The organism is Martelella sp. UBA3392 (assembly GCF_002358775.1).
Lineage (GTDB): Bacteria > Pseudomonadota > Alphaproteobacteria > Rhizobiales > Rhizobiaceae > Martelella > Martelella mediterranea.
This window is the reverse complement of the sequence record NZ_DEPM01000122.1, coordinates 1-15,531: the sequence shown is the minus strand read 5'-3', so window position 1 is coordinate 15,531 and position 15,531 is coordinate 1. Positions and strand designations below refer to the sequence as shown.

13 protein-coding genes and 4 pseudogenes are annotated in these 15,531 nt (G+C 60.3%); 10 read left to right on the top strand and 7 right to left on the bottom strand.

The window, feature by feature from the left end; translation table 11 throughout:
• The first annotated feature begins 80 nt into the window (after window positions 1-80).
• The 5 genes and pseudogenes from B4E36_RS09010 (at window position 81) to B4E36_RS08990 (ending at window position 3,855) form a co-directional block, all read left to right on the top strand.
• The gene (locus B4E36_RS09010) at window positions 81-914 is read left to right on the top strand and encodes an IS5 family transposase (RefSeq protein ID WP_292057136.1); all 834 of its coding nucleotides are present in this window, start codon (window positions 81-83) and stop codon (window positions 912-914) included.
• Between the two features lie 13 nt (window positions 915-927).
• Window positions 928-1,050, top strand: a pseudogene (locus tag B4E36_RS09005) (acyltransferase); the annotation flags it as partial.
• Between the two features lie 105 nt (window positions 1,051-1,155).
• Window positions 1,156-2,493 carry an MFS transporter gene (locus B4E36_RS09000; RefSeq protein ID WP_292057134.1) on the top strand — a complete coding sequence of 446 codons (1,338 nt, stop codon included), beginning with the start codon at window positions 1,156-1,158 and terminating at the stop codon, window positions 2,491-2,493.
• 179 nt (window positions 2,494-2,672) lie between these two features.
• Window positions 2,673-2,900, top strand: a pseudogene (locus B4E36_RS08995) (transposase); the annotation flags it as partial.
• Window positions 2,901-2,961: 61 nt separating this feature from the next.
• The gene (locus B4E36_RS08990) at window positions 2,962-3,855 is read left to right on the top strand and encodes an IS481 family transposase (protein WP_292057131.1); all 894 of its coding nucleotides are present in this window, start codon (window positions 2,962-2,964) and stop codon (window positions 3,853-3,855) included.
• Between the two features lie 449 nt (window positions 3,856-4,304).
• Here the strand turns inward: B4E36_RS08990 and B4E36_RS08985 are convergent, their stop codons facing one another.
• On the bottom strand, window positions 4,305-4,640 hold the full coding sequence (locus B4E36_RS08985) for an SRPBCC family protein (RefSeq protein WP_292057129.1): 336 nt from the start codon (window positions 4,638-4,640) through the stop codon (window positions 4,305-4,307).
• A 226-nt stretch (window positions 4,641-4,866) separates the two neighbouring features.
• Here B4E36_RS08985 and B4E36_RS08980 point away from each other — a divergent pair, with 226 nt between their 5' ends.
• The 3 genes from B4E36_RS08980 to B4E36_RS08970 all read left to right on the top strand — a co-directional run bounded on the left by B4E36_RS08980 (window position 4,867) and on the right by B4E36_RS08970 (window position 7,603).
• Window positions 4,867-5,325 carry a DUF411 domain-containing protein gene (locus B4E36_RS08980; RefSeq protein ID WP_345900256.1) on the top strand — a complete coding sequence of 153 codons (459 nt, stop codon included), beginning with the start codon at window positions 4,867-4,869 and terminating at the stop codon, window positions 5,323-5,325.
• A gap of 154 nt (window positions 5,326-5,479) precedes the next feature.
• Window positions 5,480-6,478 carry a cytochrome c oxidase assembly protein gene (locus tag B4E36_RS08975; RefSeq protein WP_292057125.1) on the top strand — a complete coding sequence of 333 codons (999 nt, stop codon included), beginning with the start codon at window positions 5,480-5,482 and terminating at the stop codon, window positions 6,476-6,478.
• A gap of 45 nt (window positions 6,479-6,523) precedes the next feature.
• A complete protein-coding gene (locus tag B4E36_RS08970; protein ID WP_345900257.1) occupies window positions 6,524-7,603 on the top strand; it encodes a cytochrome c oxidase assembly protein in 1,080 nt (359 codons plus the stop codon).
• A 269-nt stretch (window positions 7,604-7,872) separates the two neighbouring features.
• Here B4E36_RS08970 and B4E36_RS08965 read toward each other — a convergent pair whose 3' ends face one another.
• The 5 genes and pseudogenes from B4E36_RS08965 to B4E36_RS08945 all read right to left on the bottom strand — a co-directional run.
• Window positions 7,873-8,328, bottom strand: a complete 456-nt coding sequence (locus B4E36_RS08965; RefSeq protein WP_292057122.1) for a hypothetical protein — start codon at window positions 8,326-8,328, stop codon at window positions 7,873-7,875.
• A gap of 33 nt (window positions 8,329-8,361) precedes the next feature.
• Entirely contained in the window at window positions 8,362-9,288 is a 927-nt protein-coding gene (locus tag B4E36_RS08960) for a cation diffusion facilitator family transporter (RefSeq protein ID WP_292057121.1), read from the bottom strand.
• A gap of 71 nt (window positions 9,289-9,359) precedes the next feature.
• A complete protein-coding gene (locus B4E36_RS08955; RefSeq protein WP_292057118.1) occupies window positions 9,360-9,710 on the bottom strand; it encodes a zf-TFIIB domain-containing protein in 351 nt (116 codons plus the stop codon).
• Complete coding sequence (locus B4E36_RS08950; RefSeq protein WP_292057116.1) at window positions 9,700-11,973, bottom strand: heavy metal translocating P-type ATPase; 2,274 nt, start codon at window positions 11,971-11,973, stop codon at window positions 9,700-9,702. The genes B4E36_RS08955 and B4E36_RS08950 overlap by 11 nt, the downstream gene beginning before the upstream one ends.
• Before the next feature lie 330 nt (window positions 11,974-12,303).
• Window positions 12,304-12,713: pseudogene (locus tag B4E36_RS08945) on the bottom strand (IS701 family transposase); the annotation flags it as partial.
• Window positions 12,714-12,833: 120 nt separating this feature from the next.
• Between B4E36_RS08945 and B4E36_RS08940 the strand changes: the two are divergent.
• Window positions 12,834-13,358: a hypothetical protein gene (locus tag B4E36_RS08940; RefSeq protein ID WP_292057114.1), complete on the top strand. Its 525-nt coding sequence runs from the start codon at window positions 12,834-12,836 to the stop codon at window positions 13,356-13,358.
• Window positions 13,359-13,485: 127 nt separating this feature from the next.
• Here the strand turns inward: B4E36_RS08940 and B4E36_RS08935 are convergent, their stop codons facing one another.
• Entirely contained in the window at window positions 13,486-14,379 is an 894-nt protein-coding gene (locus B4E36_RS08935) for a hypothetical protein (RefSeq protein WP_345900255.1), read from the bottom strand.
• Window positions 14,380-14,688: 309 nt separating this feature from the next.
• Here B4E36_RS08935 and B4E36_RS08930 point away from each other — a divergent pair.
• A pseudogene (locus B4E36_RS08930) lies at window positions 14,689-15,531 on the top strand (histidine kinase); the annotation flags it as partial.

The following is a 15,531-nucleotide window of genomic DNA, read 5'->3' as shown; positions in this document are numbered from 1 at the left end:
AGAGCCCGATCTGAAAGTTATTGAGTGATATCAGTGGGATGTGATTCCGTCGGATTGTCAAAGATTCGATGGAGGCCACTATGTCCTGGACTGATATCACCCGCGCTGAGCATAACCGCAAATCCGACCGCTATCCAACCGATTTGACGGACGCCGAGTGGGCTGTGGTGTCACCGCTGGTTCCGCGCTCGCGGCCGGGTGGCCGGCCCCGCACGAGCGACATGCGCGAGGTGATGAACGCAATTCTCTACATCGCTGGCGGCGGCATCCCATGGCGAATGCTGCCGAAGGATTTCCCGCCTGTTTCCACGGTACGGGGTTATTTCTACCGCTGGCGCAACGATGGAACGTTGGCGCTGATGAACTTTGCGCTGGTGCAGGTGGCGCGGGAACTTGAGGGCAAGGAACCGTGTCCGAGTGCCGGGATCATCGACAGTCAGAGTGTAAAAACCACTGAAAGTGGAGGCGTTTGTGGGTACGACGCGGGCAAGAAAACCAAAGGGCGCAAGCGTCATATTGTGACTGACACCAACGGATTCATGGTCGGATTGCTGGTGCATAGCGCTGCAGTTCAGGATCGCGACGGGGCGGTGCCGACGCTACAATCGATCCGCCGCTTCTATCCGTTCTTGCGGCACATCTTTGCAGACGGTGGATATGCGGGTGACAAGCTGAGACAGTCGCTGACGGGCAATGGCGATTGGACGATCGAAGTTGTCAGGCGCTGCGACGACCAGAAGGGCTTCAAAGTGCTTCCCCGCCGTTGGGTTGTCGAACGCACGTTCGCATGGCTGGGGAGGTCCCGTAGGCTGGCCAAGGACTGGGAGAAATCCATCCAGAGTTCAACAGCATGGACCCTCATCGCCCATATCCGCATTCTCATGCGGCGGCTGGCAAGGCATTGCGATCAATGAATAACTTTTGAATCGGGCTCTCAGAATGCCAGATTTCTTTCTTATTTCTGGACTGTTTCTATCCGCGGTTGTTGATCGTCCTTGGCGGCGATTTGTTGATCGCCGCTTGGTCCACTACATGTATTTCTACGCGCTGTCAGTTCGTGGCGCATACAGCGATATCGTTGTGTACAAATATGAACGACAAAACTGCACCTCCGACGATTAGTGTCGGAGGTGCTTGAACACGAAGGCTGCCCAAATGATCGAGGTTCTCAAACATCCCACCTACGCCCGCTTATTTTCGGCGCAGGTCATCGCCTTGCTGGGAACGGGCCTGTTGACCGTTGCCTTAGGCCTGCTTGCTTTTGATCTTGCAGGCGACAGAGCAGGAGCCGTCTTGGGAACCGCTTTTGCCATCAAAATGATGGCCTATGTAGCTCTCGCGCCAGTAGCAAATGCTGTTTCTGAGAAATTCCCCCGCAAAGCGGTGTTGATAGGTGCTGATCTTGTTCGCGCAGCGGTGGCCTTGCTTCTGCCCTTTATCGACGCCATCTGGCAAATCTACTTGCTGATTTTTGTGCTACAGGCCGCCTCGGCTACGTTCACACCCGCATTTCAGGCGATTATTCCTGACATTCTGAAAGATGAGAAGGATTACACCAAGGCTCTATCGCTCTCGCGGCTCGCCTACGATCTCGAGAACCTGATAAGTCCTGCCCTCGCAGGACTCCTTCTAACTTTCATGAGTTATCATTGGCTATTTGGTGGCACTCTGATTGGCTTTGTCGCTTCCGCAGTGCTTGTCTCGATAACGAGTATTCCGTTGGCCATTCAACGTGAAAAACCCAGGCCATTTCTTGAACGACTGACAAGAGGATCGAGGATCTATCTAGCCACACCACGCTTACGAGGGCTGCTCGCTTTGAACTTAGCAGCGGCAGCGGCTGGTGCTTTTGTCATCGTGAACACCGTAGTGATTGTCCAAGCAGGCTATGGAGCAAGTCAAAAGGATGTTGCATACGCTCTCATGGCATTTGGCGGCGGCTCGATGTTGGCTGCGCTTTTGCTTCCACGGCTTCTCGACCTCATTGTTGATCGAACGCTCATGATTGTAGCAGCATTTCTTCTGACCGCGCTCACCATTGGCCATGCATTCTACGTGCTAATCAATGGTTTGTCTCGATGGGAGTTTTTTCTATTCGCTTGGGCTGTAAGTGGGGCGCTGTATTCGGCAATACTCACACCCTCTGGCCGACTGCTCAGAATTTCTGCACACGCCGAAGATAGGCCATCCATTTTTTCGGCACAGTTTGCCTTATCCCACGCCTGTTGGCTCTTGACCTATCCAATAGCAGGGTGGGCAGGACAGGCTTTTGGACTGGCTGCAGCAATGATCATTTTAGGGTTCATTGCATTGATTGGATCAGTTAGCGCGATCTTCTTATGGCCATCTGGTGACACGAACGAGCTGGTACATGACCACAACGATCTTTCGCCTGATCATCCGCATCTGCGGGAATATCAGGCTGTTGGGAAACGGCATCGTCACCTTTTTGTAATCGACGACGAGCATCGCGCTTGGCCTACACACGGTTGATCATCGCATAGCAAAAATGAACCTATTTACGCCGCCGTTCTCTCATAGAGGAACGCCTCTGAGATGACAGAACCCTAATGGTGCGAGGTCACGCGAGTGCTTGAACCTCCACCAATTGGACTTGTCGCGGTTTGATGCCGCTCCTTTGATAGCATTTACTGCAACAAAGGAGACGAACTATGGGACTGAAACGGACGGACGAATTTCGCCAAGATGCGGTGCGTATCGCGCTGACCAGTGGGCTTACACGTAAACAGGTCGCTGATGATCTGGGTGTCGGCATGTCGACGCTGAACAAATGGATCACCGCGCATCGAGATACTGATGTGGTGTCGAAAGAGGATCTGAGCCTCGCACAGGAGAATGATCGGCTTCGGCGCGAGGTCCGCATCCTCAAGGAGTGTAGATATGCCGTTACTCGCGGGACATTTCCTATAACCTCCCATATTTGGGAAGAAGGAGATGTTTATGAACAGGGATCAGCGCGAGATACAGCGCAAATTGCGGATACTACGGTACGCCGGTCAAATTGGTAGCGTTGTGAAAGCGTGCCGCTACTTTGGTGTTGGCCGTTCAAGTTTCTATCGTTGGCGCCAAGCTTATGCTGAACGCGGAGAGGCTGGCCTGATCAATGCACCGCCGATCCCCAAGTGGCATGCAAATAGAACGCCACCTGAGCGTGAAGAAAAGGTGCTTTATCTGCGCCGCAAATATCACCTCGGCCCGATGCGGATTGTTTGGTATCTTACGCGTTACCACGACATCAAGATGTCTGACGCCACCGTTTCGCGCATTTTGCGCCGCCATGGGCTAAACCGGCTGCCGCGGGGAACAAGGATGCGCAAGGTTCACACAAAGCGGTATCAGAAACAGGTTCCCGGACACCACATCCAGATGGACGTCAAGTTCCTGACATTCATCGGACAAAAGGGCGAAAAAGTACGGCGTTTCCAATATACCGCGATTGATGATGCGACGCGTGTGCGGGCGCTCAAAGTCTATGAAAGACACACCCAAGCCAACGCGATCGACTTCGTTGATCACATCATCGAAAAATTCCCGTTCAGGATCCGGGAAATCCGCACGGACAACGGACATGAGTTCCAGGCGAAGTTCCATTGGCACGTCGAAGACCTTGGCATCCGGCATGCATATATCAAACGCGGCACACCGCAATTGAATGGCAAAGTCGAACGGTCGCATAGATCGGATGGACAGGAGTTCTATCAACTCCTCAGCTACAAAGGCGACGTCGATCTCGAAGCCAAACTGGACGAATGGGAGCGCTTCTACAATTTCCACAGGCCGCACGGCGCGCACAACGGCAAAACGCCTTACGAAGCACTCAGAGAAAAGCTATAACTGGAAATCGAGATGTCCCACGGGTAACCGCACCTTACACATCGGTTTCGTCAACGCATGCGGAACACTTTGCGTCGGAGGAAGCATCCATTGACACGGCGCTCGCCATCTCCAAAGCCATCGCGGTTCCCGTCACGCCATGGGCGACCGACCCACCCAAAAAGGCAAGCGCGAGGCACATCGCTGCGAGACGGAACCGGATGCTCATGGTGTCGACATAATCCTTTTGGCGGCGTGTGTCCACCTGGCATGGCGGCGGACGGATCACATTTATGTTTTCACGTCCGCAACCGACCTCAAATCCTGCGTTAAAATGGGGCCGGAAAACGGCAGGCTGCTCAGCCGGCGGCGGTCTGCGGTGGCCATCGGGCAAATTGCGACGGCCGATCACGCCGGGCGAAACCGGTTCGGTCCCGCCCGGCGCATGCGCCCGTCAGCCGACGGCGGCCTCAAGGCATTCCAGAATTGCGGTCCAGCCGCCCCCTATGGCTGTCCCGCGCTTCCTCGCTGTGGAATTTCACCTGATGCAGCGTGACTTCGGTGACGCCGGGTTCGGGCTCTGCGAAATCAATGGTGACGACGCTGTCGTCGAGCGAATGCGGCGATTCCCAGGTGAAGGCCAGCCGCGAATGCGGATCGATCTCCAGATAGGTGCCGGCGTGCGGGATCTCCTTCTCCCCGGTCGACATGAGGATCGAGAAGCGGCCCACGAACACAAAAATACCGGGATAAAGTCCGGCATTTTCAGAGAGCGGTTGGTGCGCGGAATCAGACAGGCTCTGCACGTTGTTCGGGGTTGAGTTTGGGCGAGTTTCCTGGTGCGACGTTTTGAAAAGCCCTTTTGAGTCAGATACAGAGCCGGGTGGTATAACGGGTCCGCGACATTCCGGCGCACGAAGCTTTGAGCACTTGAACCTAAGGTGCTAGAGGTTGTAGCAAGTGGCGCGACAGCGTGGTTTTCCGCGCCGGGTTCGCATATTGGAGAGCGCCGGGTTCGCATATTGGAGAGCAATGAAAAAAATCTTACCAGCGGCAGGAGTGCTATTGGGGGCTGTGACACTTGCGAACGCACAGGGGCACGGCGCCCACGTAGCCGACGTGCTGATACATGAGTCCAGCGGTTGGTGCGGCGGCTGGGTGGCGCGAATGCCGGAGGCGGGCTTCACTGTGAATGTGCAGAATGTCTCGGGCGACACACTCAATGCCGCCAAGGAGGCATCGGGTTTGCCCGGCGATCTCTGGGCCTGTCACACCGCCAGTGTTAGCGGATACACTGTCGAAGGCCATGTGCCTGTCAGTGAAATCACGCGCCTGCTGAATGAACGCCCGGCAGCCCTGGGCATCGCGACCCCTGGCATGCCGACCGGTTCGCCGGGCATGGAAAATGGTGACGAGCTTGAAGCCTACGACGTGATGCTGGTCAATCTGGACGGTGGCGCGGAAGTCTATGCATCTTATCCGGGTTCTTGAGCGTTCTCGATCCTAACCGCTGGCGAAAGCACCCGCCACGACCAATTGACCGAAGCCTGGATTGGAGCCTCACGACTTCTGGTCCTGGGTTGGGGATCGCGGGCGGCGAAGTGCACTTTGCCAAAATCGTCCGAAACCCCGTTCTGGAGGCGCCGTGACCGCCGCAAGTTTCGATCCCTTCGGTCCGGCGCTCTCGCCGTTTGTTCTGGCGACACTCGCCGGGGCGATCTGGCTGTATCTGCGCGGTGCGACCCGTCCGAGGCTGATGCGCGAGCGCGTGGGTGTAGTCCGGCATACATTGGTCGCGGCCGGAGCGGCGCTTCTGGTGTTTGCCTTCAACGGCCCGCTGGCGACCGCCGGGCATGGCCTGTTTTTTGCGCATCAGGTGCAGCACCTCCTGATCCGGCTGCTCGGACCGATGCTCATCATTCTTGCCTACCCCTGGCCGGTCCTGCGCGCAGGGCTTCCGCACGGTTTGCGGCGCGGGTTGAGGCGGTTCGGCCACCGCCCCGCCGTCCGATGGGTGGTGCGCGTTCTGACCCGCCTCGACGTCAGTTTCGCCTTGCTGGTCGCCTCGCTCTATCTCTGGCAGGCGCCCGCACTGCACAACGCCGCCCTTGCAGCGCCGCCACTGGCGCTGGTGGCGCATATGGGCATGGCGCTGGCGGGTCTGCTCTTCTTCGCCGTCGTGCTCGACCGGCGCGACGCGCCCGAGGGCGCGACCCAGAGCCTGCGGCTACTGGCGCTCTTGGGTGTCATACTGTCGAACATCCTTCTCGGCTCGCTTACGACGTTGAAAGAGGCCGTGCTCTATTCCGGCTATGATATGGCCGGGCGGCTCTGGGGTTTTGCGCCACTGACCGACGAAATGGCGGGCGGCTTTACGATCTGGGTGCCCTCGTCGATGGTCATCCTCGCGGCGATCATGCTGGTTTTTAACGGATGGAACGCGGCCGAGGTCCGGCGCTGGAACGATCGCCACAACTGGACCGGATCGAACGCCGCAATGCTCGAATTTCCCGAAACCGCATATGAACTGCGCCTCAAGGTCGCCGATCCCAACCGCCGCATGGGATGGACTCTGGCGCTGATTTCGGCGGCGATGTTCGCAACCGTGATGATCACCGTTTCCACGATCGTCTACGCGCTCTAACCGCAGGATTTCGACGTGAGAACCGATTCAACTCCTCCCGGCGGAATGCCGCCGCCTCTCCGGTTGTGGGGCGCTCTCGCATTTGCGGCGACTGCATTGGCTCCTGAAGCCGCTCTTGCCCATGGCGGCGAAGGCCTAACCGCTGGCGCCGTCTGGTTTGCCTGGAGCCTGACGCCCGAAATCAGCGGCCCGATTCTGCTGATTCTGGCGGTCTACGCACGCGGTGCGTTTCGGCGGCGGTCGGTGGCGCGACCGGTGTCGATCGTCCGGCACGTGCTGTTTGCGACGGGCATGCTGACGCTTTTTCTGTCGTTGCAATCGCCGATCGACCCGATGGGCGAGCGGCTGTTCCTGGCGCATCAGATCCAGCATCTGCTGTTGCGCATGATAGGGCCAATGCTGGTCGTTCTGGCACGCCCGCAGGGCGTGCTTGTCGCCGGCCTGCCGAAACGTGCGCGCCGCGGAGTGGCGGCTCCACTGATGAAGAGCGGCGCGTTGGCGTCCGCATACAATCTGCTTACCCGCCCGCTTGTGGCCTTTGTCCTGTTCGTATTGTCGCTCTATGTCTGGCAGATCCCGCTGGTTCACAACGCCGCCCTACTCAACCCGTTGATTCATTGGCTGATGCACCTGACGATGCTGGCCGCTGGCCTTCTGTTTTTCGCAATGGTCTTCGGCAGGCGCGACGTACCGTCCGCGCCTCCGCACCTTCTGCGCATTCTGCTGCTCTTCGCGACGATCGTATCGAACATCATCCTGGGTGCGATCACGGTGTTCAAGACCACCGTTCTTTACACCGCCTACGACATCGAGGGGCGGCTCTTCGGCATCGCGCCGCTCACCGACGAGAACGCGGGCGGATTCATCCTCTGGGTGCCTGCAAGCATGATGATAGTCATCGCAATCGCCATCGTCATCCACGACTGGAACCTGACGGAGGAAAAGCGCCTTCGCCAGGGTTACGGCTATGCCGGACCGGAATACGACGCCCGGGGCCAAGGGACCGGAGATCGCACGCTCGTGTCGCCATCGAGCAAGCGGCTTGGCCTTCTCCTCGGCTTCACCGCCCTGACGATGTTCGGCCTTGCCATCGGGACGGGCGTTTTCGTTGTCTCACTTGGCTGACGCGCAAGGATGCAGAAAAGGGCTGAGAATGCCCCGCTATAATCGACCTAAAGACACCGCTTGTCGAACGCGAAATCCTGCCCTTCCGATTGATCCTATACGATGGTGGCAAAATCATCGTCGATGTGCCGTTCCTCGCAGCCGATGCGGCCGGGCCTATGCCATCAGCGCGGCAAGATCGCTCGGCGGCGTCGGGTTGCTGCTGTCGGAGTTTCGCCACTCACGGGGCCCGGAGTCCCGCGAAGTCGTGACGGCGCGCCGGGCCCCGATCAGTGCCGGGATGCCCGGAGCCCTCCGCGGAGGCGCGACAGGATCGCCGGTGCCGCCAGAAGCGCCAGGCTGCCCAATGCCCATAGAATGACGATCGCCGGTTTGGCCACGGTGCGAACCAGTCCGATCAATCCACCCGCCAGCCCATCGACATTGGCAACATCACGCAGGGCCGCTGCCTGCTGCCCCAGCCCGAACCAGCGGGCGGCCCCGGTGCCTGCATCGGCCAGCGGGCCGACGGCGCCGCCGAACCAGGCCAGCACCGGATCGACCAGAACGAAGGCGCCAAAGGCCAGCGCCGACCAGAGGGCGATACCAATCAGTATCACACCCATGGGAACGCGGGGACGGTCCGGAAACCCGTCGCGGCGTGGAAGATCGCGTTCGCCGCGATAGGCGGGCCGATCGTCGCGGTCGGGTCCGCGCCCCTCGGACCGATATCGGTGCTTGCCCATTTCATTCTCCTTTGCAACCCGGAACAGGTCTGCTCAATGCTTCTCGCCCTCGCCCTCGCCCTCAGCCGCCCTCAGCGCCGCGTCTTCGACCTGTATCGTGCAATGGCTGAGACCGAAGTCCTCGCGCATCGCCTTTTGCGCGGTCAGCAGGGTTTCGCGACCGCGCGCCATGTCCTTTACGACCAGATGACAGCTTAGCGAATCGAGACCCGAGGTCAGCGTCCAGACGTGCAGATCATGCACTTCGGTCACGCCGGGCAGGCCGAGAAGCCGCCGCTCCAGCAGGCTTATGTCGACCTCGGGAGGGGTGCCCTCCATCAGGATGTTGATAGCGCTTTTCAGCAGGATCCAGGTGCGCGGCACGATGAAGAGGCCAATGCCCGCGCCGATGATCGGATCGGCCAGGGTCCAGCCGGTGAACATGATCACCAGCGCCGCCAGGATCACCCCGACCGAGCCCAGCATGTCGGCCAGCACCTCGAAATAGGCGCCCTTCAGGTTCAGGCTTTCCTTCGATCCGGCATGCAGCAGCCGCATCGAGACGAGATTGACCGCAAGGCCCACGACCGCCACCACCAGCATCGGCCCGCTGAGGATCTCGGGCGGGGCGAGGAACCGCTGATAAGCCTCATACAGGATGTAGACCGTCAGCAGCAGCAGCACGACCGCGTTGGCCAGCGCCGACAGCACCTCCATCCGCACGTAGCCGAAGGTCTTTTCCGGCGTGGCGGGTAGTGCCGCGAAACGGATCGCGATCAGCGCCAGCGTCAGCCCGCCCACATCGGTGAGCATGTGCGCAGCATCGGCCAGCAGCGCCAGGCTGCCGGTCCAGAACCCGCCAATGACCTCGACCACCAGAAAAGTCGAGGTCATTGCCAGCGCCCATTTCAGGCTGCCGCTGTGACGCCCGGCGGCGGAGCCGGCTGCCCTGGTGGTCGTTTCCGCATGTCCTGCGCCCATTGCCGGCGTCTCCTGTTGTCTCGGGCAGACACCGTTTGCCCGTTCGCGTTTTTTTGGCCAAGGGGACTGCGTTAGTCGAACAGATCGTGCAACCAAGATTTGCGGCGATAACCACCGTGCTTGCCCTGGCCGCCGTGCTTGCCATAGCCACCGCGCCGGCCGTAGTCATCATTGTCGTAGCCGCGCGGATCGGGTTCGGGCGTGGATTGTGGCGGCGGTGGCGCCATTTCGGCCGCGCTCCGCTCTATAATCTTGTCCAGTTCGCCCCGGTCGAGCCAAACGCCCCGGCAATCTGAACAATAGTCAATTTCGACCCCCTGCCGTTCCGACATGGTCAGAGGTACTTTACAAACCGGGCACAACATGGATCTCACCTTTTCCTTTTTCCGCTCGGAATCCTTTGGTTCAAGTTCAATGGCCATGGGCCAAGGCTCCTTTTGCCATGCCCTCGCCGACCCGTTCGCCGCCGCGCGGCGCCGCCGGGCCCTGACCCTTGGCGCGCAACAGCCTGAGCGCGTTGGCGACCACGATCAGCGACACGCCGACATCGGCGGCGATCGCTCCCCACATGGTGGCCATGCCGAAGGCGGTCAAGCCCACGAAGGCGGCTTTGGTCGCCAGCGACAGACCGATGTTCTGGCGGATGATCCACATCGTGCGGCGCGAATGGCCGATCAGCCACGGCACCTTGCCGATATCGTCGGTCATCAGGGCGATGTCGGCGGTCTCGATCGCCGCGTCGGACCCGACCGCGCCCATGGCGATGGCGAAATGCGCGCGGGCCATGGCCGGGGCGTCGTTCACCCCGTCGCCGATCATCGCGACGACATCATATTGCGCCACCAGATCCTCGATCGCCTTGACCTTGTCTTCGGGCAGCAATTCGGCACGCACCTCGTCGATGCCGACCTCGGCCGCTACCGCACGGGCGGTGCGCTCGTTGTCGCCGGTCAGCATCACGATCTTTTTCACACCTTGCGCATGCAGTTTCGCGACAATGCCCTTCGCGTCGGGCCGGATCCGGTCGCGCAGCTCGATCAGGCCCAGGAGACCGCTCTCGTCGCCAACCGCCACCAGCGTGCTCCCGGCGCCCTCGATCCGGTCCACCACGTCGCGTGGCATACCGGCATCCAGCTTCTTTTCCCTGGCGAAGCGATCGGAGCCAAGCCAGATCATGCGGCCATCGTGCCGCCCCTCGACCCCGCGACCCGCCACGGTGCGGGTATCCTCGGCCGCCTTGTCCGCGATGCCGTCGCGTTTGGCGCGCGCCAGAATGGCCCGCGCCAGCGGATGCGACGACCGCGCTTCAAGCGATGCGGCGGCGGCCAGAAGGTCACGCTCGGAGGTATTGTTGAGTGGGTAGAGACCCGCCACTTCGGGCTCGCCCATGGTGATGGTGCCAGTCTTGTCCATCGCCAGTGCGGTCAGCCGCGCGGGCGCCTCGACATAGGCGCCGCCCTTGATCAGCACGCCGTTGCGCGCCGATGAAGCCAGCGCCGCGACGATCGACACCGGGGTGGAGATCACCAGCGCGCAAGGGCAGGCAATGACCAGCAGCACCAGCGCATTGTAGATCCAGAATGACCAGGACGCACCGAAAACCAGCGGCGGCGCCAGCGCGATGAGGATCGCCAGCACCATCACGATCGGGGTGTAGATGCGGGCGAACTTGGCCACCCATTGCTCAACCTCGGCACGGCGCGAATGTGCATCACCCACCATGCGGATGATCTTGGACAGCACCGTGTCGCTCGCCAACTTGGTCGCCCGAACGGTCAGCGTGCCTTCGCCATTGATCGTACCGGCATAGACCTCGTCGCCCGGCTCCTTCGTCACCAGCGCGCTTTCGCCGGTGATCGGGGCCTGATCGACGCCGCCCATGCCTTCCACCACTTCGCCATCCAGCGCGATCCGGTCGCCGCCGCGCACGACAAAGCGGTCGCCCACGGCAACTTGTGCTGCGGGAATATCCTCCTCGGTCCCATCTTCGCGGATCACCCGCGCCGTTGCTGGCGCGAGATCGAGCAGCGCCGCGACGGCATTGCGCGCGCGCCCGACGCTCCAGCTTTCGAGATAGAGCGAGAGCGAGAAGAAGAACGCTACCGTCGCCGCCTCGAAATACGCCCCAAGGCCGATGGCCCCGGCCACCGCGACGATCATCAGGAGGTTCATGTCAGGTGACAGCCGGCGCGCCGAGGACCAGGCCTTGGGCGCGACCAGCCAGGCGCCGAAGACGATGGCCAGCAAGAACAGCCCCATCTCGGCCAGCGGCATCGGCGTCTCGCCGTGATCGGAAAAGATGCCGATCAGGCCGGACAGACCGGTCTCGATTCCATGCCAGAGCAGCCCGGCGGCCCAGAAGCCGGCGCTGAACGTGGTAAAGAACTTCTGCCGCTTCAGATGCGCCGCCTGGTCGGCAGCCGCGGTATCCGAATTCCAGGGTTTGGCCGACATGCCGGTGCCGCCGATGAGCCGGATGATGCGATCGTCGGACAGCGGCTTGGCGCTTTCCAGAACCGTCATCCGACCGTTGATCACGTCAAAGGCCAAATGCTCGGCGCCGCCGACTTCCGGACCCAGCGCCTTGTTCAGGATCGCCACCTCTTCAGCGCAGTCGAGCCCGTTCACCCGAAAGCTGCGTCCGGCGGCATTGATCTTGCCGACAGGACCAATATCGCCACACATCGCATCGCCGCCTGAGCCGCAGCAAGCCGACTCATTTTTATGATCGTGTGTGTGTTTATCTTCGCTGTGTTCGTGTTTGTGTCCATCATGGGCCATGGGTTATCTCCGGCAAATAATCATATGGCCATGATTGTAAGAGCTATAGCAACTAGAGGTTCAATAGGGGTCCACGATTTTTTGCTCCTACTGCGTCATAAAAATTGATAGTTTCCGGGATCTCGATATTGGACTGCGCAGCAGGGACATCGTTCGAGACTTCGCGCCAGTGCTATTGTGAGGCTTCGGCGGACTGTTGAGATCGAGTTCGGCACATGCCGCTCCGGCCGCATCGGCGGCGCTGCGGGGTCGGTGACCTTCTGGAACGCCAGGCGCCGCGCACTTTGTTGCGGCGGCAGGTCCTGACGGGGAATCCTCGCCCTCTCGGCGATCAGGACTCCGTAGGCTGCAACGCAAAGCGTTGCATGGTGGTGGAAGCCCCGCCACCCGCGGCCCTCGTAATGACCGAGCCCAAGTTCCTGTTTGAGTTCCAGATAATCACGCTCGATCCGCCAGCGCATCTTGGTGAGATGCACCAGGCGATCGAAGGCGATGTCCTCGGGCAGGGTCGACAGCCAGTACTTCGTCGGTGCGACCTCCTCAAGGGGCCATTCGATCAAGTGCCACTCCTCGCGGCGGGGCTCTCTCCGATTGTAGTCGCGGTGCGCCGGACGTACGCGCATGCGGGCAAACAGTGGTGCCAGTGACGGCCTCCGGTTTCGGTCGTCGAAGGGGAAATTTGGATTCATTCTAAACTATACTGTTTGACTCCACTTTAAAGATACATTACCGAAAACCCTCCTGTTTAAAGCCGTGGGGATGATATGGCGCAAACCGAACACGACAACACCGGAGACTGTCCTGCAGCGGCCTACCTGCGTCAGCAGCCGGAAAACCTTGTCGTCAATGGCTATCGCAATTGGATTGCGGGCTTGGCTCACTCCGACTCTCGCTATTGGGATGCCGCCTGGTCGGCGCACGCCAAGGTGCTGGGCGCCATCGACGGACAAATCGCGCTGGATGCAATTGCATCCCTAGTGCGTCAGCTCGGGGCCTGCGTAACCTGCCCATTGCGCTTTTACAAGCCGGGCGCCGGCCATCTGTGCCGCGATGAATGCCTGGTGCTTGGCATGGTGTCGGGCGCGCAGCATGGCGACGAGGACAGTCTGGTTCAGTCGGCCAAGCTGCTCACCTGTTCCGAGGCCTGCGTCGAAGTTGTTGATCTGGCCAGTGCCTATGCGGCGGTTCTGCTCGGCCACAGCCAGGCGCACATTCCAGTGAGCGCAATCGTCGACATCGAAAGGAGATCCACCTTTGCTGCATCGCAGTCGAGTAACTCTCAACACTAATTAAACTGAAATAATCTGGAATACCGCAGCAGACCATGAATCGCTTCGCACACCTCATCGAACTTGGCCTTTTGGCGTCCACCACCATGACCGGCATCGCTATTGCCGACGTTACCCCCAAGGCGCGTCATCGCGCACTATGCCGATGTCGCGGAAGCCTGGAGGAGTAGAGCGTTCCGACTGCGACAGCCCCATTACCGGAAACGCCAAGAGCCGAAGACAGGGATATCTCGTCGCCATCGAGACCGCCGAGCGATTGAATTTCGCCATCAACCCAGCGAACGGCCTGATCATAATAACCCTTCCGGGATTTCCCTACGATAATGCTGCCGTCCCAGGAAATATCGTTGGCCTCGGTGAGCTTGTCGTCCAGCGTGGGCAGCGCCTGCATTCCGGTCTGTTCCGTCCAGCTGAAGGCGTTCCTTTTGTAGTCGCCCGTCATCGCGATGCCGACAACCACCGAACCGTCATAATTGGTTGCAGTCGGCTGGTCGGTCTTTATGGTCTCTCCGCCCGGCAGAAAGCCGAGGCTCTGCATGCCTCCAGCCTCGGTCCAGCGGAAGCTTTCCCCGCTAAGAAAACCGTCGAAACCGACGACGACATTGCCATCCCCGGAGACGGCCGTTGCGTTTGAGGAGACGCCGTCAGGAAGTGTGCCAAGCGACTGGAAGCCGCCTGCCTCGTTCCATCGATACGCGCCGGCCAGTCCGAAAATGGCGCCCGCAGCCTTGCCGACGATTACGCTGCCATCGGCGGAAATATCGGAAGACGTGTAGGATTCGGCCTGGATAAGGGGCGAATTAGCGGGTCGATCACCCACCGGTTGCACGCCGCCCGCCGCGGTCCAGATAAACCCGCTCTGGATACTCTGCGCATAGCTGCGATAAACCGTGCCGACGAATGCGCTGCCATCGGCGGTGAGGCCGCCGATCTCAGCCCTGTCGGTAAGGCCCGTCGAGTAAGTCGAATCCTCGGGATCGCCGTAGTAGGAACGGATTTCCTGCGCGGCATTCATGGTCAAAATGCCGGCGGCTTCCTGCGCGTGAGCAGCGTTTACCGCAAGAAGCGATAGCGAGGCCAACGCGGTTGACTGGAAAAACCTCTTGTTTATCTTCGCCGTCATTGAAAATTGCCCTTACGTTAGTCTATGTTGTCTAACGTAGAAGTAGCGGAGCGCAGGCTGGAGCGGCATCACCTGAACAGGTGAGGTGGAAGCCGCGCGGCAATGATATAGAGGTAAGTAAATCGGCCCCACGGAGACGCCACTCAGTTGCTCAAGAGTCTGACGCCATTTACGATTCTCGTTCTTTCCATCCTTGGCGGGCTCGTAATGGCCTTTGTTGCTCTTTTTGTGGCGCTTGACCGACCGTGGCTCGGCGTGACCTTTTCCGCCGAAGACTGGTCCGCGATTGTCCGCATTGAGTCCGTGGCATCCGACGGGCCAGCCGGCATGCTGCCGCCGGGCGCGGCAGTGGCCACAATCGGCGACATGATGCCCGAACCGGGCGACCTTATCGAGGAACCGGACGTGGCCGAGAGCTACAAGGCGCTTTCCCGCTTCTTCGAACGGCAGGCGCTTTTGAGCCGGATTATCGGCCGCGAGCTTGTCGCCATCACCACGGCGGAACCCGAGGCCTCGAAGGTTCTGGTGAAGCCTGCCGCGCATCGCCCGCTCACGAGCCTGCCCGGGGTCTTCTGGGTTCAACTCCTCACCGGGCTGGCCACGCTTGTCATCGGCGCCTGGGTCTGGAGCCTGCGTCGTCATGATGCGGCTGCATGGCTGCTGGCGGTGGCAGGCTTGTCTATCCCCGTCTCAGCTTTTCCCGCAGCCATCTATTCCTCGCGCGAACTGGCCTTGCCGGGCGGTCTTTTCCGCGCGCTGACCGCCATCAACCATTTCGGAACCCCGGTTTTCGGCGTTGCCATGCTGGCGCTGTTCCTGATCTATCCGCGCCGGCTGGTTTCAAACCGCGCTCTCTGGCTGTTGCCGATCGTGTTCGGGGGCGTGTGGACACTCGACACCTTGCAGGTCGTTTTTCGCGGTCCGGTGGAGGCGATGCATGTGTCGATTGTCATCCTGATGGCCGCCATCATGATGAGTGCCGTCGCGCAGTATTTCTTCGGTCGCCGCGACCCCGCCGCGCGCGCGCCGCGATCCGCTGGTTTGCCCTGT